Origin of the sequence: Sorangium sp. So ce385 (assembly GCF_051474135.1) — a bacterium.
In the GTDB taxonomy this organism is placed as follows: Bacteria; Myxococcota_A; Polyangia; order Polyangiales; family Polyangiaceae; genus Sorangium; species Sorangium cellulosum_D.
Genome location: NZ_CP150337.1, coordinates 595,925 through 615,794, shown reverse-complemented (window position 1 = coordinate 615,794; position 19,870 = coordinate 595,925). Strand labels below are relative to the sequence as shown.

Sequence of the window (19,870 nt, the reverse complement as noted above, 5' to 3'; positions counted from 1 at the left end):
GGTTTGCATGCCATGCTCCCGGCGCGTCCAACGACGAACCCGCCGCAGGCTCGTGCTCCAGGGCCGCCCCCGCCCAGGATTGGCCGTGCTTCTCGGTTGACGGTGGGCACGACAACGGCTTACGGTATGCCCGTAGCGTGGTCGGATTCAAGCTTCACCTTCGGGTCGAGCCGCTGGACGAGGAGCGGGTCTTCCTCGTCGGCGAGCAGGAGAGGTTCATGCTGCGCGGGCGCGTCTACGCGCTCCTCGCGCCGTTGCTCGACGGGACGCGGGCGGAGCGGGAGATCGTCACTGCCCTGGCTGGGCAGGTCTCGCCGGCGGAGGTGTACTGGGCGCTCTCGACCCTGGAGCAGCGAGGCTACCTGGCGGAGGCCGTCGCCGCCCTCGCTCCGGAGGCCACGGCATTCTGGCAGTCACTCGGCGCCGATGCGCGGCTCGCAGCGGAGCGGCTGAAACGGACGGCGGTCGCGATCCGGAGCCCGCACGGGGTGGATCCCAGGCCCCTCGTCGAGGCGCTCGAGCGCGCGGGGCTCCTCGTGGACGAGCGCGCGGGCCTGTGGGTAGTCCTCACGGAGGACTACCTGGCTGCCGAGCTCGCCGCATGGAACCTCGAGGCGCTGTCCGGCGGATACGCATGGTTCCCCGTCAAACCCACGGGGCGTTCGCCGTGGTGGGGACCGGTGCTCCAGCCGGGCGGCGCCTGCTGGGAGTGCATGGCGCACTGGCTGCGAGTCAACCGCCCGGTCGAGGGCTACCTCTCGCTCCGCCGCGGGGTCGCGGCGGCGCCCGCGGCGCCGCGCGCCGGGATCGAGCCCAGCATCCGCGCCGGGATCGAGCTCTCGGCGCTCGCCCTGTCGCGATGGATCGTGGAGAAAGGAGGCTCGATCGTCGACCACCTCTTCACCCTCGACGCCGGCAGCCTCCAGGTCTCGGAGCACGCTGTCACGCGACGACCGCAGTGCCGCGCCTGCGGAGACCCCGAGATGCTGCAGAGGCGCGCGCGCGCGCCGCTGGAGTTCGAGCGACGCCCCAGCCACGCCGACGGCGACGACGACGGCGGGTATCGCGCGCTCTCTCCCGAGGAGACGTACTCTCGTCACCGCCACCTCATCAGCCCTCTCACGGGCGTGGTCGGCAGCCTCGGCCCCTTGCCTGGATGCGAGGGCCCGCCGCGGACGGTGTATCAGGCATCGTTCCGCGTCCGTCCGCTGCACGACGCGCCTTCGCTGGACGACTTCCACCGGACGAGCTCCGGCAAGGGCCGCACGCCGGCGCAGGCCCGCGCCAGCGCGCTCTGTGAGGCCATCGAGCGTCACTGCGCCATCTTCCAGGGAGATGAGCCGCGCGTGCGCGCGCGCCTCGACGAGCTCGGCGACGGCGCGGTTCACCCGCAGCTGCTCCAGGGCATCAGCGACTCGCAATACCGGGCGCGCGAGGTGACGAACGCGAGGACGCGTGACGCACGGCTGCTCGTCCCGCCTCGGTTCGACGAGAGGACCCCGATCGAGTGGAGCCCGGTCTGGTCGCTCACCGAGAAGAGACACCGCTATGTACCGACGGAGTACTGCTACCTCAACGCTCCGGTCCGGCGTGACGAACAGTGCTGCCCCTTCAATTCCAACGGGAACGCCGCGGGCAACTGCCTCGAGGAGGCGATCCTGCAAGGATACCTCGAGCTCGTGGAGCGCGACGCCGTGGCCGTCTGGTGGTACAATCGCGTCCAGCGGCCGCGCGTGGATCTGGCTAGCTTCGAGGATCCGTTCTTCTTCGCCCTCGAGGAACATTACCGGAAGCTCGGCTGGTCCGTGCGGGTGCTGGATCTCACCCACGACCTCGAGATCCCCTCCTTCGTCGCGCTCGCCGAGGGCCCCGACGGCGCTCATTTCTACCCTGGGTTCGGCTGTCACCTCGATGCGAGGGTCGGGATCTCCAGGGCCTTGACGGAGCTCAATCAGATCTTCGATCCGTCTCTCCGCGCTTCGCCGCTATGGGACTCGAGCGCAGTCCGCGATCCTTTCTACCTTTATCCGAGCCCTGCGATGGCGCCGCGCGCGCGCGCAGATTATCCCGCCTTCGAGGCGGGAGACATCCTCACCGCGGTGGAGGAGTGCGTGGCCCGGGCGGAGCGAGTGGGGCTGGAGACGATGGTGCTCGACCAGACCCGGCCGGACATCGGGCTCTGCGTCGTGAAGGTCGTCGTACCTGGGCTGCGCCACTACTGGCCCCGCTTCGGCCCCGGGCGGCTCTATCAGGTCCCGGTACGCGAGGGTTGGCTGGAGCGACCGCGGGCCGAGGAGGAGCTCAACCCGGTGCACCTCCTCGGGTGAGCGGCCGACGACGCGAGGACGTCCATGCGTGATGGTTTCAGGATCCTCGACGCGGATCGCCACGTGATCGAGCCTATCGAGATGTGGAGCGAGTACCTCGACCCGGAGTTCGCGGCGCAGGCCCCCTACCTCGTGGACGCCGGCGCGGCGGAGACGCTGGCGTCGAGGCTGGGTCGGTTCGGCGCGAAGGGGCTGCTCCCTCCCCTGCCGACCCCGATGCTCCAGGGAGAGCCGGTGTGGCGCAAGCTCTCGGAGCGGGCGCGCGTGGAGCTCGCGTGGGCGAGCTCCCGCAGAGCCGAGCTGATGGCGGCGGGCGCGCGCCCGGAAGCTCAGCTCCTCGCGATGGACCGGTCGGGCATCGACGCCGCGCTCCTGTATCCGACCTTCACGCTCTACCTGATGGGCATCGACCGGCTCGAGCCGCGCCTCGCGTCGGCCCTCGCCGCGGCGTACAACGCGTGGCTCCGGGATTTCTGCGCTCGTGATCCCGAGCGTCTCTGGGCGGTGGGCCTGATCAGCCCGCACGACCCTGCCAGCATGGTGGCGCAGCTCGACCGCATCGCGGCGTATGGATGGAAGGTCGTCATGCTCAGGCCGAACCCTATCGAGGGGCGGACCCTGGGGCACCCGGATTATGAGCCTTTCTGGGCCGAGTGTGAGGAGCGCTCGATCGCGGTCGCGATCCACGAGGGGACGCACGCGCGTTCGCCCAGCGCCGGGGCGGATCGGTTCGAGACCCGCTTCGCCCTGCATGCCTGCTCCCACCCCATGGAGCAGATGATGGCGATGCTCGCGCTCATCGAGGGCGGGGTGCTCGAGCGACACCCGGGGCTGCGCGTAGCCTTCCTCGAGGCCGGCTGCGGCTGGCTCCCGTACTGGCTCTGGCGCCTCGATGAAGTCGAATACAAGCACATGGCAGGCGAGGTCGCGGCCAACGTCGTCCAGCCGCCGTCCGCGTATTTCCGACGACAGGGGGTCGTCGCCTTCGAGCCCGAGGAGCCTTACCTGCCCGACGTGCTGCGGTATATCGGCGAGGATCACCTGATCTTCGGCACCGATTTTCCTCACCTCGATCACGATGATCGTGTCGTCGATCGCGCCCTCGCGCTTCGAGGTCGCCTCCCTCCGGACACGGTCCGGAAAATGCTGTGGGACAACGCGGCCCGATGGTGCGGGCGCGCCGGGTGAGCCACGGGCGACGGGCGCCGGAGGGCGCTCAGCTCAGGAGCTTGGTGGATCGAGCTTGCGAGCCCCGACGCGCCGGAGCGCCTCGGGGCTCACGAGGATCTGGGGCTCCGGCGCGTCGTCCACCGCCGTCTGCAGCTCCGCGCCCGGTCCCAGCTCCCGCTCGAGCTCCAGGAGCAGGCCGGGCTGGGCGGTCGCCAGCGGAACATGCCATCCGTCCATCGCGACGGCGTACCCGGCCGCCGTCGCCCAGTCGATCTTCGCGGCGAGGGGCCCCAGGGAAGCGAGGGGACGCCCAACGAGCACGGCGGCTGCCTGATCACGGTCGAGCGTCTGCCTGGGAGCGCCGCCGGGCAGGTCCCTCGTATCGATGAGCAGATAAGCGCCGGACGCCTCCCGGCTCACCGCGAGGAGCGGCGGCCCGCCGCTCCCCGGCACCCAGCGCGCGTTCCAGGCCCGAACTTCTCGATCGATGGCGGCGATGAGCTCGGGGTGATCCGTAGCCACGCTCTCGAAGTCTCCATCGAAGTAATACGCCAGCAGGTCCGCGTTCGCGCCTTCGGGCAGAAGGTCGGAGTAGAACTCCGCGGGCCGAAGGTTCCTGATCCCGTACCGCTCCGGAGACCTCCAGTAAGGGCTGAAGCGGAACAGAGAGAGCGGCATGAATATCCTGGGGGGCTCCAGGTGGTGCAGGAGCGGCAACAGCTTCAGGTAGAGCTCATAATCCGCGGGACGATCCCCAGGGAATCCGAACAGGAGCCCCCAGATCAGGTTCAGGTATGTCGAGCGTGCATAGCGGAGTAGCGCGATGTTGTGGCGCGCGAGGAGGCCCTTGTCCATTCGACGTAAGAGCGGGCTCGAGAGCGCCTCGATCCCCGGCTGCACGATGTCCGCGCCGGCTCTCGTGAGCGCGATGACCTTCTCGAGCGTGAGGTTCGCCTTCTGCTCATAGAACATCCTCAGGCCCGGGATCTCCGTCGGCAGGCGTGGCAGCACGCTCTTGAAGTACGAATATGGCATGATGTCGTCCACGTTGTGGACCCGGGTGCCCGGGTACTCGAGCGTCAGCGCCCCGAGCTCCTCGATCACTCGGTCAGCCGACTTCTCCCGGTATTGCATCGTGGCCACGCCGCAGAACGTACAATGATGCTTCTGCCCCCACCAGCATCCCCTGCTGCTCTCGTGGGACAGCGCGATGAGATCGCGGGAGCGAGCGTCATCTTCGAGGCAATGGCCGCGCTGCCGGAAGTAGCCGGCATAATCGGGGATCGGCAGCGCGTCGAGGTCCATGCAGGGCTCACCGCGAATGACGCGTTGGCCTCTGTGCGCGCCCGCGAGGAACGCAGGGAAGACCTCTTCGCACTCGCCGGAGAACACGAAGTCGATGGCCGGGCTCAGCGCGCTGATCCCCTGGGCCATGTCGCCGGCGCAGTTCGCGCCGCCGATGATGGTCGTAGCCTCGGGCGCGTGCCGCTTGATCCCCCGCAGGATGGCGATCGCGGACGCCGTCTGCTCGAACACCGTGGTGCACCCGATCACCGGGGCGTCGAGCTCCACGACGGCCTGCACGAAGCGCTCGAGCCAGCCTTCGGCGTGCGCGGCGATCCGCGCGAGCTCATCGTAGTCGATGATGCAATGCTTGCGCCCGTAGCCAGCCTCCAGCCGGATCGACGAGAGCTTCTCCTCCGAGCGGCGGCCCAGCAGCGGCACGTCGTACGCGGCGCGCGCGAATATGCGCTCGCCCAGCATGTTGCTGAAGACACGACCCCCGGACCAGTGGAGCGTCACGGCGTCGCTGAGGGCATCGTAGACCGGCCGGGCGATCTCGCGCGCCAGGAACATCCCCGCATAGAGCACCTCCACCTTGAACCCGGCCTTCCTCGCCCTGCCCTGCAACAGGTGGAGCCCGAGGTGCGGGAAATCGAGCGCGGCGAACGGAGGAACGATCAGCAGGGCGTCCGGCGCGTGGACGAGCCCGGTGAGATCGAGCGGCATGGGGTGGAACGTCGCGCGAACCGGTGAGATCGAGGGGGCGGTCAAAGGGTCCTCGTGAACCGACCCGGCAGGCTACCGATCACGCATCAGCACTCCATGGTGCAGCGGGCGACACGGGCGGGCGCGGCTGGTCGGAGCGGAAGGCGGCCGGCGTTCAACAACAGAAGCAGGGATAACCGCGATGCTTGAGATAATCTATCAGCGCTACAGGGCCATCCTCAATCTGATCCGGTCGCTTCGGGAGCCACACGGTGATATGCATATCAGGCATGGGGATCTCGTCCGCCGTGCCCGGGGGCGCCCCCTCGTCGCGCTGGGTGGACCCTTTCACCTCCAGGGTCATGTTGACAGGCAGCTCGTAATCGCAGTGCCTCTTCAGGAAGCTGCGGGGGTCTTCCTTCAGCGCATCCTCGTACTTGCTGGGGTCACTCCATACGCGCGCGACGGCCTTCATCCATGCGAGGTTCCACTCCTCCAGCGCCTGCAGCGCGTCGAGGGTCACAGCCCCCACTCGATGACGTGAGCCTTGTTCCTTGTTCGACATGAGATGCCACCCTGATGTTATCGTGTTCGCCAGCCCAGCGCGCTTCAAGCGCGCAGTTCTTGCATGAGCTCCTGAGCCGCCGAGAGGGCGGCTGTTCCGGCTCCCTCCTCGAACCAGCCCGCGACGGCGGTCAGCCGATCGCGCGCCTCCTCGGTCCGCCCTCGCTCCTTCCAGAGCCGGCAGAGCGCGACGGTCGCCTGGAGCTCGGGCATCTTCGCCTTCTGTGACTGCGCGATGGCGATCGCCTCCAGGAAGCACTCCTCGGACCGCTGCGCCGCGCCGCCCTGCGCGAGCAGGCAGAGGCCCTTCAATCGGAGCAGCTCTGCGAGGTAATACCGCTCGCCTGTATCCCTCACGAGCTCAAGGCAGCCGTCGATCCTGCGGAGGGCGTCGTCGTACCTCCCGAGGGCCATCTCTGCCTCGGCGAGCAGCGAGCGATAATAGGAGATCCCGAGCAGCTGCCCTGTCTCCTCATGGCGCGCCAGTATCCGGCTCGCGTCCTCGACCTGGCGCGTCGCCCAGCCGCGGAACACGGCCGCATAGACATTCAGGAAGCCGAGCCCGTGACGCTCGGCCAGCTCCAGGAGCTGCTCGCTGGCCGCGAGGGCCTCCTGTCGCTCTTGACGCAAGTGACGGATCATCGCTGTGTAAATCAGCGCCAGGCCGAGGTTGCTGGCGTTGCGGAGCTCACGAGACCACTGCATCGCGAGCTCCACCTGCGCCAGCGCCTGATCCGGGTAGCCCAGGAACCAGAGCGCCGCGCCGAGGAACATGTGGCAGCCCGCCTTCGGGTCGAAGCCGTAGGCATAGCTGAGCGTCCGGTGCGCGGTCGTGTCGTAGAGGGCGATGCCCCTCTCGAGCTGAGCGCGAGCCTCCTCGGGCCGACCGTCGATCCAGAGGCACGAGCCCAGCGAGGAGCGGGCCATGGCCTGCTGACCGACGTCGCCGCCGCGCTCCGCCGTTTCGACGAGGCGCTCTGCGAGCGTGAGGGCGCTCTCCCGCTCTCCCCGCACGTGGTAATAGCTCGAGTTTGCCCATAGCGAAGGGAAGGTGAGCGGGCTCTCGCCAATCGTGTCGATGATCTCCAGAGAGCGACCGGCGGCGGCCACGAGCCTTGGCGATCCGTAGCCTTCGCTCAGCATCAAGAGCGGTATCAGCACGCCATTCAGGGTGAGCTCCGCCTCCGCGCGTTGCTGCTCGTCGTCGATGGCGTCCAGCCATGAGAGGCCGATCCCGACCTGGGAGAGGGCCTCGCGGTAGGACGACCGTTGCAGCCCGCCCACCGCGGCCTTGAGGAGGTACCCGAACGCCTCCCGCTTCTGCTCCGCCTCGGCGTGGTGGTGCGCGAGCAGCTCCGGCCGCTCGCTCACCGTCTCCGGGAACCTCTCCTCCAGCGCCTTCGCGATCCGCGCGTGCACCTCCCGCCGCGACCGCTTCAGCATCGAGTCGTAGGCCGCGTCGCGCACCAGCGCGTGCCGGAACAGGTACGTCGGGTTGCGGAGCCGCCGCTTCCGCTGCAGGAGCTCCGCGGCCACCAGCCTGTCGAGGTCCTCCTGCACCTCGGCCTCGCCGAGCGGGCTCACCGCGCGCAGCAGCTCGAACGACAGCTCCCGCCCGATCGCCGCCGCGATCTGCGCCGTCTCCTTGGCCCGGCCCAGCCGATCGAGGCGCGCCACCAGCAGATCGCGCAGCGTCCCGGGGATCGACAGCCCCGCGAGCGGCCCCGCGAGCGCGTAGCCGCCCTCGCGCTCGACCAGCGCGCCGCCCCCGATCATCGTCAGCAAGAGCTCCTCGACGAAGAGCGGCACGCCGTCCGTGCGCTCCGCGAGCGCCGCGAGCACCTCCGCCGGCAGCGGCCGGCCGCCGGTCACCCGCATCGCGAGCTGCTCGACCTCCGCGCGGCCGAGGCGCTCGATCCGCAGGTGCAGCACGGCCGACGCGGGCCACGGCGGCGCGAGCTCCGGGCGCGCCGCGAAGAGCGCCAGCACCCGCGCCGAGCCCACCTCGGCGACGAGCTGGGCCACGAGCTCCATCGTGCTCGGGTCGGCCCAGTGCAGATCCTCGACGAGCAGCACGACCGGCTGCTTCTCGGCCATCTCGAAGAGCAGCGAGAGCACCGCCACGCGCAGGAGCTCGCGCTGCTTCTGCGGCGACACGTCGAGCGGCGCCCACCTCGGGGGGAGCGCGAGCGAGAGCAGCGGCGCGAACAGCGGCATCGCCTCGGCGAGCTCGAAGCCGTAGAGGGAGAGCAGCTCCTCCAGCTTGCGCGCCTTCTCCTCCGCGCTCGCCTCGCGCCTCGGGTCGAGCAGGCGATCCAGGAGCTCGACGACCGGATGGAACGCGCTGTTCGTCCCCTCCGGCGTGCAGCGGCACTCGAGCCAGGTGTGGGGCTCGGCGGCGAGCTGGTCGCGGAGCTCGCGGGCGAGGCGCGATTTGCCGATCCCCGGCTCGCCGCCGATCAGCACGGCCTGTCCCGCGCCGCCGCGCGCCCGGGCCCAGCGCTCGAGCAGCGCGTCGAGCTCCCGCGCGCGGCCCACCAGGGGCACCTGCGAGAGGCCGGTCGTGGGATCGCCCGCGTGCAGCGTGAAGACCTCCACCGGCGTGGTGGCGTCGTCCGCCACGCGGATGCCGGTCTCCTCGAGCAGGAGCTGCTTCCGGAGCAGCCGCTGCGTGCCGCCGCTGACCAGCACGCCCCCGGGCTCGGCCAACGCGCTCAGGCGGGCCGCCAGCTTCGGCGTCGAGCCCACCACGTAACCGAGCCCGGACGTCGCCGGCTCGCGCAGCTCGCGCGCCACCACGAGGCCGGTGTGGATCCCGGCGCGCAGCTCGACCCGCACCTTGCGCTCGGCTGCGAGCGCCGCGCTGCGCCGCGCCATCTCCTCGACCATCGCGAGGGCGGCGCGGGCCGCGCGCCGGGCGTCGTCCTCGCGCGCCGACGGGTAGCCGAAATAGAAGAGCACCGCGTCCCCGAGCGCCCCCGCGACGTGGCCGCCGAAGCGCTGCGCGATCTCGGCGCAGGCCTCCTGCTGGAGGCCGAGGACGTGGTCGAGCTCCTCGATGTCGGCGGCCTTCGGCCCGGCGCCGGTCGCCGTGAGGTTGCAGCACAGCGCGGTGATCTGCCGGCGCTCGCCCTCGACGAGCCGCTGCGAGGGCGCCGCGGGTGCCGCGCTGGTCATGGCGATCGTCGCCGTCTTCGCGTCGGAGGGGGACGGCTGGATCCGCACGTGCCCGCTCGTGACGCGCAGCCCGCTGACGTCGCAGGCCTCGAGCTCGCGCAGCAGCGACTCCGCCGTGGCCTCGCGCGCCGCGGGATCCTTGGCCGTCACGCGCCGCAGCAGCGCCCCGACCGGGTGCTCGGCGATCGCCGGCGGGATCGGGATCGGATCGGCGGAGACCTGCTTCAAGATGACCTCGGCGGCGGTCGCCCCCTCGATCACGCGCTTGCCGGTCAGGCACTCCAGGAACACCAGGCCCCAGGCATACAGATCGGATCGCGCCGTCGAGGGCTGCCCGCGGAGCTGCTCCGGCGCCGCGTAGGACGGCGTGCCCACCGACTCGTGGGTCTGGGTGATCCGCGCCTCCCCCTCGAGGCGCGCCTCCTGCGTGAGCGCGCCGATCCCGAAATCCAGGACCACGGCGTTCCGCCGCGCGCCCGTGGGGACGATCATGATGTTCGCCGGCTTGAGGTCACGATGGACGACGCCCGCGCCGTGCGCGCAGGCGAGCGCGTCGAGCACCTGGATCATCAGGTGGCGCGCCTCGCTCGGATCCAGGCGGCCCTCGGTCGCGAGCACCTCCGCGAGGTTCTTCCCGGGCAGGAACTCGAAGACCGAATAGACGACGCCGCCGTCCGCCTGTCCAGAGTCGACGAGGCGCACGATGTTCGGATGGTGCATCTGCCCGCAGAGCTGCATCTCGCGGTGGAAGCGCGCGATGCGCCGCTCCTCCGCCTGCGCCGCGCGGTCGCCGTCCGGCAGGCGCAGCACCTTGATGGCGACGGACTGCCCCGTGGCGCTCTGCCGAGCCTTGTAGACGGTGCCGAAGCCGCCCTCGCCGAGGGGGCTCTGGAGCTCGTACCGCCCCTGGAGCGCCGCGCTGATGGTCTGCACCGTGTCTGACATCTGCCTGATCCAATTCCAGGATATCCTACTTTCTGTGCCTTGGGGGGCGGATCGATTGTGGACGCGACGCAGCGCTCGCCCCCGGTCGGAGCAGCCCGGGGCGAGCTTGCCCCCCGGCGGCTCCGGGCGACGCTGGGGCGGGAGCGCGCCGTCCGCGTGTCCGCTCGGCCAGCGTCGGCGCCGCGGCGCTGGCGTCCGCCGGCTGCGTGTGTCGTGCGAGAAGCGGCCTACGTCAGCTCCGAGGCGGCGCGCCGGCCGCCTTCGGCAGCGTGATCACGAGCTCGGTATACTCCCCCTCCTCGCTGTCCACCCGCATCGCCCCCTGGTGCCCCTGCGCCACGATTTCGCGGCTCAACGACAGCCCCAGCCCCGTTCCGTGTCCGGGCGGCTTCGTCGTGAAGAACGGCTCGAACATCTGCGCTCCGACGTTCTTGGGTATCCCCATCCCGTTGTCCCGAATGCGCACCTCGACGTGATCGCCCCGATCCGCGGTGCGGACGCTGAGCTCCGGCGCATAACCCGCCCCGCGCTCGCGCTTCTTCTGCCGCATCGCATAGAGCGCGTTGTCGACGACGTTGAGGAACACCCGCCCCATGTCGAGCGTCGCCATCTCCACCGGCGCGAGCCCCGGATCGTAGGCCGCGTCGACGCGCACATCGAGGTCGCCGCCGTGCGCCCCCGCGAGCGCGAGCCGCACGCTCTCGTCCACCACCGCGTTCAGATCGGCCAGCGCGCGCTCGCCCGACGGACGCCGGGCGTGCTGGAGCATCCGCTTGATGATCGCGTCCGCGCGCCGGCCGTGCTCGGTGACCCGGGCCATGCTGTCGCGCAGCTGGGCCAGGTTCTCCTCGATCCGCGCGCGCCCCCCGGGATCGAGCCGCGCCTCCTGCGCGCGCAGGCCCTCGGTCAAATCCTGGGCCAGCTCGGCGGCGATATCGGCGAAGTTGTTCATGAAATTCAGCGGATTGCGGATCTCGTGGGCGATCCCCACGACCACCCCGCTGAGCGACGCGAGCTTCGCGTCCAGCACGAGCTGCATGCGCTCCACCGTCTCGCGCTCGAGGCGCCGGTACAGCGACGCGTTCTTCACGGCGACGGCGGCCTGGCTCGCGAACGCGACGAGGAAGTCCAGATCCGGCTCGGTGAAGACGTGCGCCGCGCTGAGGTTGTCGACGTAAAGCACGCCGATGATGTCGTCCTTGGGCTTGAGCGGGACGCACATCGAGGCTCGGATCGACTGGGCGACCACGGAGCGCGCCGCGCCGAGGCGCGGGTCGAGCACGGCGTCGGCGAACAGCGCCGCCACGCTGTTGCGCAGCACGTAGTCGACGATGTTCTGGCTGAAGATCGGCTCGTCGTCCGGCGAGCGCCGCGACGTCCTCACCGCGCGCCGCTCGAGCTGCCCCGTCGCCTCGTTGACGAGCAGGATGACCCCGCGGTCCACGTCGAGGATCTGAACGATGAGATCGAGGACCTTGTGGAGCAGGGTGTCGATGTCATCGGAGACCGGGAGCAGCTTGGCGACCTCGATCAGGATCTGTAGCCGAGCCTCCGCGCTCGGCCCCCCGGCGCGGCCGGGCTTCGTGTCCCCCACGAGCTTGCTGATCGAGGTGTGCGTCAGGGGCCGGATCGCCTGCGGCCGGAGCGACGCCTCCGTCGACGCTTCGGCGTCCACCGTGAACAAGAGGTCCAGATCGCCCAGCGTGATGGTGTCGCCGCTCCGGAGCTCTCTGCGCTGGACCCGCGCGCCGTTCACGAACGTGCCGTTCTTGCTCTGCAGATCGACGATGAAGAACTTGCCCTCGGACAGCTCGATCCGCGCCTGGCTGCGCGACAGGCTCCTGTGCGGGATGCAGATCGCCTGATCCTCCGCGCGGCCGATGGTGACGGAGGCGCCTCCGATGAAGAAGACCTGCTCCTCAGGACCGCCGGGGTTGTGGATGAGCGTCGGCACGGCTCGACCTATCGCATGGTGGTAGTCGTGGCGATACGCACGGTCGGCTCGCAATTCATGGGGAGGGCGGCCCGATCGCGTCGCACCACGTTGAAGACGCTCACGGGAGGAGCGTCCGGCAGGAGGCTCCTCGCGCCGACCTCTTCGAAGTCGAACAGCTCCTGCGCGGCCTCGTGGACCGCCGCGCCGACGAGGATCTCTCCCGGCAGCGCCGCCCTGGCGAGGTGCGCGGCGGCGTCGACGGCCTCGCCGAGCACCGTGTAGTCGAGCCGGCCGTACGCCTGAGAGCCCACGCTGCCGGCGAGCACCTGCCCCGAGGACAGCCCGATGCAGATACCCTGCGTGTAGGGCGAGCCCTCGCCGGCGCGGCGCGCCACCACCGCCATCTGGGCGCGGACGGCCACGCACGCGCCGAGCGCCCTCGACAGGTGCTCCGGGCCCTGGAACACCGCCATCACGGCGTCGCCGAGGAACTTGTCCACGACTCCCCCTTTCGCCACGAGCTCCGGCACGATCACCTCGAAGTTGGCCCTGAGCAGCCTCATGGCCTCGCCGGGCAGCTTCTCCTTGATCACGGGCGTGAACTGGAAGACGCCGATGAAGGCCACCGTGGACATGACCGCCTCGCTCGCGAGCGCGATGGCAGGCCCCATCGCCCGGATCCGCTCGACCAGCGCCGCGCTCGTGTACTGGCGGAGGATCTTGTTCTCCTCGTCCGAGCGGGCGTTCCTCCGCAGCTCCGCCACGTGCTTGACCGTCTTGTCGATGGTCGCCTCGAGATCGGCGCGATGAATCGGCTTGAGCAGGAAGTCGAACGCCCCCTGGTTCATCGCGCACCGGATGTTGCCCATGTCGCCATAGGCCGACATCATCACCGTCTTCGCGAACGGGTTCACCTCCGGGACGCGACCGAGGAACGTGAGTCCATCCATCACGGGCATCTTGATGTCGGTCAAGATGACGTCGATGTCGGGGTGGCGCCGGAGCTCGTCGAGCGCGACCTGACCGTTCTCGGCGAAGATGAACTCGTAGACCCCGTCGCGGATCTTCTGCCGGAAATGCAGTTTCATCATGAGCTGCATGTCCGGCTCGTCGTCGGCGACGAGGACCTTGGTGGGCCGGCTGCTGGCCTCGGTCACGGCCGCGAACGCCGCGACGAACTCGCGCGCGGACTGGAACCGCTGCGCCGGGTCCTTCGCCAGCGCGCGCTCGAAGAAGGCGTCGAAGCCGGGGAGCAGGCCGGGGACGAGGCTCGACGGCGGCGGGAACGCGTCGGTGCAGATGCTGATGAACAGCTCCCCGATCCCGCTCGCCGAGAAGGGGAGCCGGCCGGTGAGGGCCCGGTAGGCGATGACGCCGAGCGACCAGAGATCGCTGAGGTGATTCGGCACGACGGCGCGCACCTGCTCGGGGCTCATGTACGACGGCGTCCCGAGGGTCTTGCCGGCCGCCGCCCGCTGCGCCTCTTCGTCCGACCGCTCGAAGACCGTCCACACCACGCCGAAATCGAGGAGCTTCACGCACTCCCCGGGCTCCTTCCGGGCCATGAAGACGTTCGCCGGCTTCAGATCGCGGTGGACGATCCCCGCGGAGCTCGCCGCCTGGAGGCCGACGGCGATCTGCCGGAGCAGGGCGAGCGTGGCCGACGGCGAGAGCTGCCGCTCGCGGACGAGCCTGCCCTCGAGGTCCTCTCCTTCGAGGAGCTCCATCACGATGTAAGGGCAATCCTCGTCGATACCATAGTCATGGATCTGGACGATGTGCTCGTTCCGGAGCCGGGCGATCGCCATCGCCTCTTGCTCGAAGCGGCGCCGCGCCGTGCTGGAGGTGACGTGCTCGGGCGTCATCACCTTGAGCGCCACGGGCCGGCGGAGCGCCTGGTCGAGCGCCTCCCAGATGACGCCCATCCCACCGCGGCCAATCTCACGTATCAGCGTGTACTTCCGCGCAATCGTCCGGTTCGACATGGTCATCGCGAGGTGGCGCGCTCCCGGCGGCGCGCGTCTGCCGGGGTGCATCGAACATGGGCAAGGAGCATTAGCAAGAAGAGGGCCGCTTCACGCCCAGCACCTTCATGCGGTACGACAGGGTCCGCACCGGCATCCCGAGCCGCCGCGCGGCTTCGGCCCGGCTCCAGCCCGCGGCTTCCAGCGTGTCGTGGAGGAGCTTGGCCTCGTACTGCTGCACTTTCCCGCGGACCGGCCGCCCCGCTGCGGCCGGCGCCTCCTCCGGGGCGGGCGGCGCCGAGGAGCGTGGCGCCGAGTCCAGCAACGTCGAGAGGCGGCCAGGCGCCGAAGCGCCGCCCGCGTGCGGTACGCGCTCCGGCTCTGCCGCGCGCTCCGCCGCGCGCACCCTCGGCGGGAGGTCCTCCGGCTCGATGATCGCGCCGCGCGCCACCACGACCGCGCGTTCGATCACATTCCGCAGCTCGCGCACGTTGCCAGGCCACGCGTAGGCGCCGAGCAGCGCGAGCGCCTCCGGGGCGACGCCCTCGACGTGTCGACCGTTGGCCTCGCCGGCCGCGCGCAGGAAGTGCCGCGCGAGCGGCTCGATCTCGTCCCTTCGCTCGCGCAGCGGCGGGATGTCGACGACGACGCCGCTCAGCCGATAATAGAGATCTTCCCGGAATGCGCCGGACGCAGCCATCGCCTCCAAGTCCCGGTGCGTCGCCGCGACGACGCGCACGTCGACCTCGATCTCGCGGCTCGAGCCGACGCGGCTGAACGCCCCCACCTCGAGCACGCGGAGGAGCGCGGCCTGCGCCGCCGGCGGCAGCTCGCCGATCTCGTCCAGGAACACGGTGCCGCCGTCGGCCTCCTCGAAGACGCCCTTCTGCTGCTGGAGGGCGCCCGTGAAGGCCCCGCGCTCGTGGCCGAAGAGGGTGCTCTCGACGAGGTCCTTCGGGATCGCCCCGCAGTTGACGCGCACCATGCGCATCCCCTTGCGCGGCCCGCTCTCATGGATCATCCGCGCGAGGACCTCTTTGCCTGTCCCGGTCTCGCCGTGCAGGACGACCGGGATGCGCGAGGCCGCCACGCGCTTCACGGCCTCGAGCACCGCGCGCATCCGCTGGCCGGCGATGATCCCTCCCGCGGCCGGGTCCTCCCGCGCGAGCACCGTGGCCGCAGCCGCGGAGGGGCCGTGCGCGACCGGGCGCTCGGGCGAGGCGCGGCGGGCGGCCTCGCGCGCGGCCGCGAAGAGCTCGTTCGCGTTGCTGCCGGCGTCCGGGTAGACGATGCAGCCCACGAGCAGCCGGGCGTCGCCGCCGATGGGCGAGGCCGCGATGGCCTCAGCGATGCGGCCCGCCTCCGCGGCGCCGGTCTCGGGCAGCAGCACTTGGGCCGCGCCGGTGCCGTAGAGCGCCACGCGGTGCACCGGCTGCAGGCACGCGCGCAAGACCTTGATCCAGCCCTCGGCCGTGACCGCCGCGCCGATACGCACATGGAGCAGCGCGAACGGGCGGCGAAAATGTCGCGCGCGCGTGAGCTCGTCCTCCACGCGGCGCAAGAGCCTCTCCTCTCCTTCGAGATCGAGGGACTCTCCCCCGGCGCCGAGCGCCTGCACCCGCAGCGCGACGTTGCCGAGCACGATTTCATCCCCCACCGCGATCCGGGCACGCGAGACGCGGCGGCCGTCGAGGAATGTACCATTCTTGGATCCCAGATCGTCGACCCACACCCGCCCGCCGGAGAGGACGAAGCGGGCGTGCTCCCGCGAGAGGGTACGATCGTCGATCCAGAGCGCTGCAGGCACGCTGCGCCCCACGACGAGCGGCGTGTCCGGCGAGAGCAGGCGTGTCTCCATCTTTCCGGCGTGGCGCCACATGAGGGCGATGCGCAGCGCCGCGCTTTGCTGCAGCGCTGAAGGCACCCCCGCCTCCAAGGTCCAGGTCGTCCCCGCGTCGTCCCGAACCGGTTCGCTCGACTGCATGTAATGCCCCTCGCTGCTCTCCATATCAGGTTCGTTCGACCGGTCCAAGAGACGCCGCCCGAGCGCGCTGCGAGATGTGGGCAAAGGTAGGCAATACAACAGTTGCGACTGCCGAGCAGCGGCCTGAGCGGACTTGACCGCTGGGACTCGACTGCCGAGCTCGGGACATGGGGACCCACGGGTTTGCGAGCCGCGCGCGAGCGGAGCGAGGGGGGACCTCGCCCAGTTCATGGGTGCTCTCCTGTCCCTCCGGCGTCACGGACAAGGGTCGCGTCTCCGGAGGGCGCGGCGTGCGTCGAGGACGCTCGGGCATCGCACGCCTCAGGGCGGTGCGCGCCTCTCCCTGACCGAGCCGGGGCGCGCTCGTGTCGACGATCGATCCCGTCGGAATGGCAGTCGGGCTGTCGTGGTGCGCGACCGAACGCGATTGCCCGCGCGCATCGCGATTCACCTCGCCTGGCTGCGCGAGAGCTTGCCCGCGCCGGGGCTTTGCAGCGCCCGTGCCGTCTACACGGCCAAAGCCCCTTGTCGGCGGCGCCCGACCCGACCCGGCACCTCCGAGGGCACGATCGCCGGCCGGTCAGGCATCCCGGCGACCTCTCGTCGGCAAAGATTTGCCGGCGGTGGGCAACCTGTTGCCGGCAAATCTTTGCCGGCCCTGCCGGCGGGGTGCCGCCCGCGGTAGCTCGTCGAGAGGCGCCACGATCGCCGGGCGCGGAGGACGCGTGCGGCAGCACGGCGCTTCCGGCGGTCCAGCGCGCCGGTGGACCGCGCCCGCGCGGCGGTGGTAGGAGAAGCCATGGCGAAGAGGCGCGCAGCATGGATGTGGGCGGCGTGGACGCTCACAGCCGGCGGGTGCACCGCCCTCGTGGGGCTGGATGAGCGCTACCACCTGGCGGACGGGGCGGGCGGCGCGGGCGGCGCGGGCGGCGGGTCGTCCGCCTCGGCCTCGGGCGGCGCGGGGGGCGGCGGGGGCGATGTCGCCGTCCCGACGGACCTCGATCTGATCGACGACATGGAGGACGGCGACAGCTCCATCACGGAGACGGGTGGCAGACTCGGCCACTGGTACAGCTACAATGATGGGACAGGCACGCAATCTCCCCCGGTCTACACGGAGGAGATGCCCGTCGGGTTCGTCCCCGAGGCGCTCATGCCGCCGCGCGGCGAGAGCACGCTGGCGATGCACACGTTCGGGTCCGGCTTCACGGAGTGGGGCGCCGGGATCGGCTTCGCGCTGAACGGCGAGGACATGCAGGTGTTCCCCTACGACGCGTCTGCGTACACCGGTATCGTCTTCTGGGCCAAGCTCGGCGACGCGGGCGCCGAGGCGACCATGAAGGTCAACGTCTCGGACAAGGTCTCGGAGCCCGCGGGCGGGATCTGCGATGAAGCGGCGGGCTCGGGCGAGCCCAACCGGTGCTTCGACCACTGGTTCTACACCGCGCACCTCGGCGCGGAGTGGGCCGAGGTCGTCATCCCCTTCGACGAGCTCACGCGCGAGGGCTGGGGCGCCGAGCCCGAGGCCCAGGCCCTCGACCGCGCAGGGCTCTACGTGATCGAGTTCCGGTTCGCGCAGGACCAGGATTTCGACGTCTACGTCGACGACGTCGCCTTCTACAGGTGATCGCCTGCGTCGGCGCCTCGGAGCCTGGGCCCGCCGTTCCCCGTGGCGCGCTACATGCGAATCAGCGGCTGCCCCGCGAGCGCCATGACGAAGAGCCCCAGCGCGACGGCGCCGTAGACGACGCCGAACGCGATGACCCATCGCACCGCCCGCCGCGTGCGCGACGCCGACCCCGACGCCCGCGCCGACAGCCAGGCTCCGAACAGCGGGACGGCTTGCAGCCCGTGCATCCCGAAGAAGTGCGCCGCGCGCAGGTCGCCGCCTTGCGTGCTCCAGTTGACGATGGGGAGCCCGGGCCCGCCGTCCGCGACGCCGACGCTGTGCGCGTTGTTATGCTCCGACATGAATCCGCCTTCCGCGCACGCCAGCAGAAACAGGACGAAACCAAGCCGTATGCCCCAGAGATAGGGCGCCGGCAGCGGAGGTCGCGCCGTCCAGAACCTGGACGCGAGGTACGCCGCGAGCCCCGTGTTCACCAGGATGGCGATGCCCATGAGCGCGAACACCGCCCCGTCGAACAGCGACGATCGGTTGAAGTGCGACGCCACGCCCCGCGCCGCCTGCACGGTGATCGCGATCATCTCGAAGCTCACCATCGCCACCGTGCCCCAGACGACGGCCCGCCGGCCTCTCGGCGGGAGCGCGACGTCGCCGACGAGCCAGTTGACCGTCAGCAGGTAGATGGCGATCGAGGCGGCGAATTTCGCCGGCTTGATCCACGGGTTCAACCCCGTCACGAGGCGCGTGTCGAGCGGGGCGACGCCGAGCAGCAGGACGAGCAGCGCGACGTGGACGGCGGCGGCCGTGAACAGGACCGGGCTTCGCCGGAGGAGCTCCTCGATCGAGCGAGGGAGCTGGAGAGAGGTGTGCAGCGATCGCGCGCTCATCTCAGGCCTCCTCGGCGCGGAGGCTCGCCGCGATCGCGCCGCGGGCGCGCGCCGAGCGCTCGGCCACGGCGCGGACGGCGAGGTAGAGCGCGAACCCCATCGGGCCGAGCATGAGCGTCAGATAGAGCACGGGGGCCATGAGCCAGGGCGAGATCTCGCGATCGCGGCTGTCGAGGTACACCCACCGGCCCACGAAGAGATCGAAGGCGAGGAAGTGGACCCAGCCGATCGTGGCGCCGGCCGGCGAGCCGAGCAGCGCGGCGACCGCCGCGAGGCTCGGTCGGTTGACGATCGGCAGCACCTCGCCGATGACCGGCAGGACGAGCGCCGTGTAGAGCAGCGCGGGCGCGACGACCACGAGCGGCGACTCCATGATCCGCCGCGTCCAGCGAGCGCGGGGCAGAAAGATCATCAAGGCCCAGAACGGCAGTACGAGGAAGCCACTCAGACCAAAGACGCGATCCATCACATCCTCCATCGACGAAAGTAACGTCGAAACCATGCGTAACAGTGTTAACTTTGCGAGAAAAAAAGAGAGCGGTCAGGGGCGCAGGCCTCGGACCATCATCTTCATGGCGATCTCCATGGTCCGATCGACGTCCTCGGGGCTGAAGCGGCCGCCGTTGGCCAGGGCGAGGGAGGTGATCCCGTGGACCAGGGCCCAGATCACCTGGCTGTGGCGCTCCACGTCGCCGCGCTGCATCGCGCCGGCAGCCATCGCGGACGCGACCGCTTTTTGCAGCACATCGAACGACTCGACCATCGGCTGCTGCTGCTCCTTCCGCTGGTCGAAGACGAAGTCGAACCGCTGCATGAACATCAGCCGGTAGTGCACCGGGTTCTGCATGCCGAACCGAACGTACGCGGCGCCGAGCGCCTCCATCCGCTCGATCGGGTCCGCCGTGCTCTCGGCCGCCGCGACGAGCGCCCGCAGGAACTCGGTGAAGCCCTCGTGGACGATGGCGAACAGGAGATCGTCCTTGTTCTCGTAATAGCGGTAGATCGTCGTCGCCGAGTAGCCGATGCGCTCGGCCACCTGGCGCATCGAGAACGCCTCGTACCCCTGCTCCAGAAACAGCTCGCCCGCCGCCGCCAGGATCGCGCCCCGCAGGTTCTCTTTCTGCTGCTCGCGGCGCTGCAGGCTCGACGCCTGCAGGCGCTCCGCCTGGGTCGCGCCGCCGGTCTTCGTGGTCTTCACGCGCGTGCTCGCCATGTCCGTGTCGTGGGGCCGCTGGGCGGCGGCGCAGGCTCCCGCGTCGCCAGTTCGTAACAGTGTTACTTCTTATAACAGTGAACCGAC

12 protein-coding genes are annotated in these 19,870 nt (G+C 70.3%); 3 read left to right on the top strand and 9 right to left on the bottom strand.

The genetic code is table 11. The annotated features are described in order from the left end of the window. Window positions 1-137: 137 nt before the first annotated feature. Together WME83_RS02340 and WME83_RS02335 are read left to right on the top strand one after the other, a co-directional pair. On the top strand, window positions 138-2,327 hold the full coding sequence (locus WME83_RS02340) for a TOMM precursor leader peptide-binding protein (RefSeq protein WP_437317633.1): 2,190 nt from the start codon (window positions 138-140) through the stop codon (window positions 2,325-2,327). A gap of 24 nt (window positions 2,328-2,351) precedes the next feature. Then, window positions 2,352-3,515 carry an amidohydrolase family protein gene (locus tag WME83_RS02335; protein WP_437317632.1) on the top strand — a complete coding sequence of 388 codons (1,164 nt, stop codon included), beginning with the start codon at window positions 2,352-2,354 and terminating at the stop codon, window positions 3,513-3,515. Window positions 3,516-3,548: 33 nt separating this feature from the next. Here the strand turns inward: WME83_RS02335 and WME83_RS02330 are convergent, their stop codons facing one another. The 6 genes from WME83_RS02330 to WME83_RS02305 all read right to left on the bottom strand — a co-directional run bounded on the left by WME83_RS02330 (window position 3,549) and on the right by WME83_RS02305 (window position 16,080). After that, entirely contained in the window at window positions 3,549-5,507 is a 1,959-nt protein-coding gene (locus WME83_RS02330) for a RiPP maturation radical SAM C-methyltransferase (RefSeq protein WP_437317631.1), read from the bottom strand. A 154-nt stretch (window positions 5,508-5,661) separates the two neighbouring features. After that, complete coding sequence (locus WME83_RS02325) at window positions 5,662-6,051, bottom strand: hypothetical protein (RefSeq protein ID WP_437317630.1); 390 nt, start codon at window positions 6,049-6,051, stop codon at window positions 5,662-5,664. 44 nt (window positions 6,052-6,095) lie between these two features. Next, window positions 6,096-10,172 (bottom strand): TOMM system kinase/cyclase fusion protein, encoded by a 4,077-nt coding sequence (locus tag WME83_RS02320; protein ID WP_437317629.1) that lies wholly within the window; start codon window positions 10,170-10,172, stop codon window positions 6,096-6,098. Between the two features lie 232 nt (window positions 10,173-10,404). Further along, a complete protein-coding gene (locus tag WME83_RS02315; RefSeq protein WP_437317628.1) occupies window positions 10,405-12,126 on the bottom strand; it encodes an ATP-binding protein in 1,722 nt (573 codons plus the stop codon). Window positions 12,127-12,134: 8 nt separating this feature from the next. Beyond that, complete coding sequence (locus tag WME83_RS02310) at window positions 12,135-14,093, bottom strand: protein kinase domain-containing protein (RefSeq protein WP_437317627.1); 1,959 nt, start codon at window positions 14,091-14,093, stop codon at window positions 12,135-12,137. Window positions 14,094-14,163: 70 nt separating this feature from the next. Beyond that, complete coding sequence (locus tag WME83_RS02305; protein ID WP_437317626.1) at window positions 14,164-16,080, bottom strand: sigma 54-interacting transcriptional regulator; 1,917 nt, start codon at window positions 16,078-16,080, stop codon at window positions 14,164-14,166. A 775-nt stretch (window positions 16,081-16,855) separates the two neighbouring features. On the opposite strand from WME83_RS02305, the gene WME83_RS02300 reads away from it, so the two are divergent. Next, window positions 16,856-17,683 carry a hypothetical protein gene (locus WME83_RS02300; RefSeq protein WP_437317625.1) on the top strand — a complete coding sequence of 276 codons (828 nt, stop codon included), beginning with the start codon at window positions 16,856-16,858 and terminating at the stop codon, window positions 17,681-17,683. Between the two features lie 50 nt (window positions 17,684-17,733). Here WME83_RS02300 and WME83_RS02295 read toward each other — a convergent pair whose 3' ends face one another. The 3 genes from WME83_RS02295 to WME83_RS02285 all read right to left on the bottom strand — a co-directional run bounded on the left by WME83_RS02295 (window position 17,734) and on the right by WME83_RS02285 (window position 19,783). Then, the gene (locus WME83_RS02295) at window positions 17,734-18,570 is read right to left on the bottom strand and encodes a hypothetical protein (RefSeq protein WP_437317624.1); all 837 of its coding nucleotides are present in this window, start codon (window positions 18,568-18,570) and stop codon (window positions 17,734-17,736) included. A gap of 1 nt (window position 18,571) precedes the next feature. Then, a complete protein-coding gene (locus tag WME83_RS02290; RefSeq protein ID WP_437317623.1) occupies window positions 18,572-19,036 on the bottom strand; it encodes an ABA4-like family protein in 465 nt (154 codons plus the stop codon). Between the two features lie 75 nt (window positions 19,037-19,111). Next, window positions 19,112-19,783: a TetR/AcrR family transcriptional regulator gene (locus WME83_RS02285; RefSeq protein ID WP_437317622.1), complete on the bottom strand. Its 672-nt coding sequence runs from the start codon at window positions 19,781-19,783 to the stop codon at window positions 19,112-19,114. Window positions 19,784-19,870: the final 87 nt, after the last annotated feature.

Coding starts and splice junctions, on each gene's coding strand:
- WME83_RS02335 (WP_437317632.1), top strand. CDS start 2,352: ATGCGTGATGGTTTCAGGATCCTCGACGCGGATCGCCACGTGATCGAG.
- WME83_RS02330 (WP_437317631.1), bottom strand. CDS start 5,507: ATGCCGCTCGATCTCACCGGGCTCGTCCACGCGCCGGACGCCCTGCTG.
- WME83_RS02325 (WP_437317630.1), bottom strand. CDS start 6,051: ATGTCGAACAAGGAACAAGGCTCACGTCATCGAGTGGGGGCTGTGACC.
- WME83_RS02320 (WP_437317629.1), bottom strand. CDS start 10,172: ATGTCAGACACGGTGCAGACCATCAGCGCGGCGCTCCAGGGGCGGTAC.
- WME83_RS02310 (WP_437317627.1), bottom strand. CDS start 14,093: ATGTCGAACCGGACGATTGCGCGGAAGTACACGCTGATACGTGAGATT.
- WME83_RS02305 (WP_437317626.1), bottom strand. CDS start 16,080: ATGGAGAGCAGCGAGGGGCATTACATGCAGTCGAGCGAACCGGTTCGG.
- WME83_RS02300 (WP_437317625.1), top strand. CDS start 16,856: ATGGCGAAGAGGCGCGCAGCATGGATGTGGGCGGCGTGGACGCTCACA.
- WME83_RS02295 (WP_437317624.1), bottom strand. CDS start 18,570: ATGAGCGCGCGATCGCTGCACACCTCTCTCCAGCTCCCTCGCTCGATC.
- WME83_RS02290 (WP_437317623.1), bottom strand. CDS start 19,036: ATGGATCGCGTCTTTGGTCTGAGTGGCTTCCTCGTACTGCCGTTCTGG.
- WME83_RS02285 (WP_437317622.1), bottom strand. CDS start 19,783: ATGGCGAGCACGCGCGTGAAGACCACGAAGACCGGCGGCGCGACCCAG.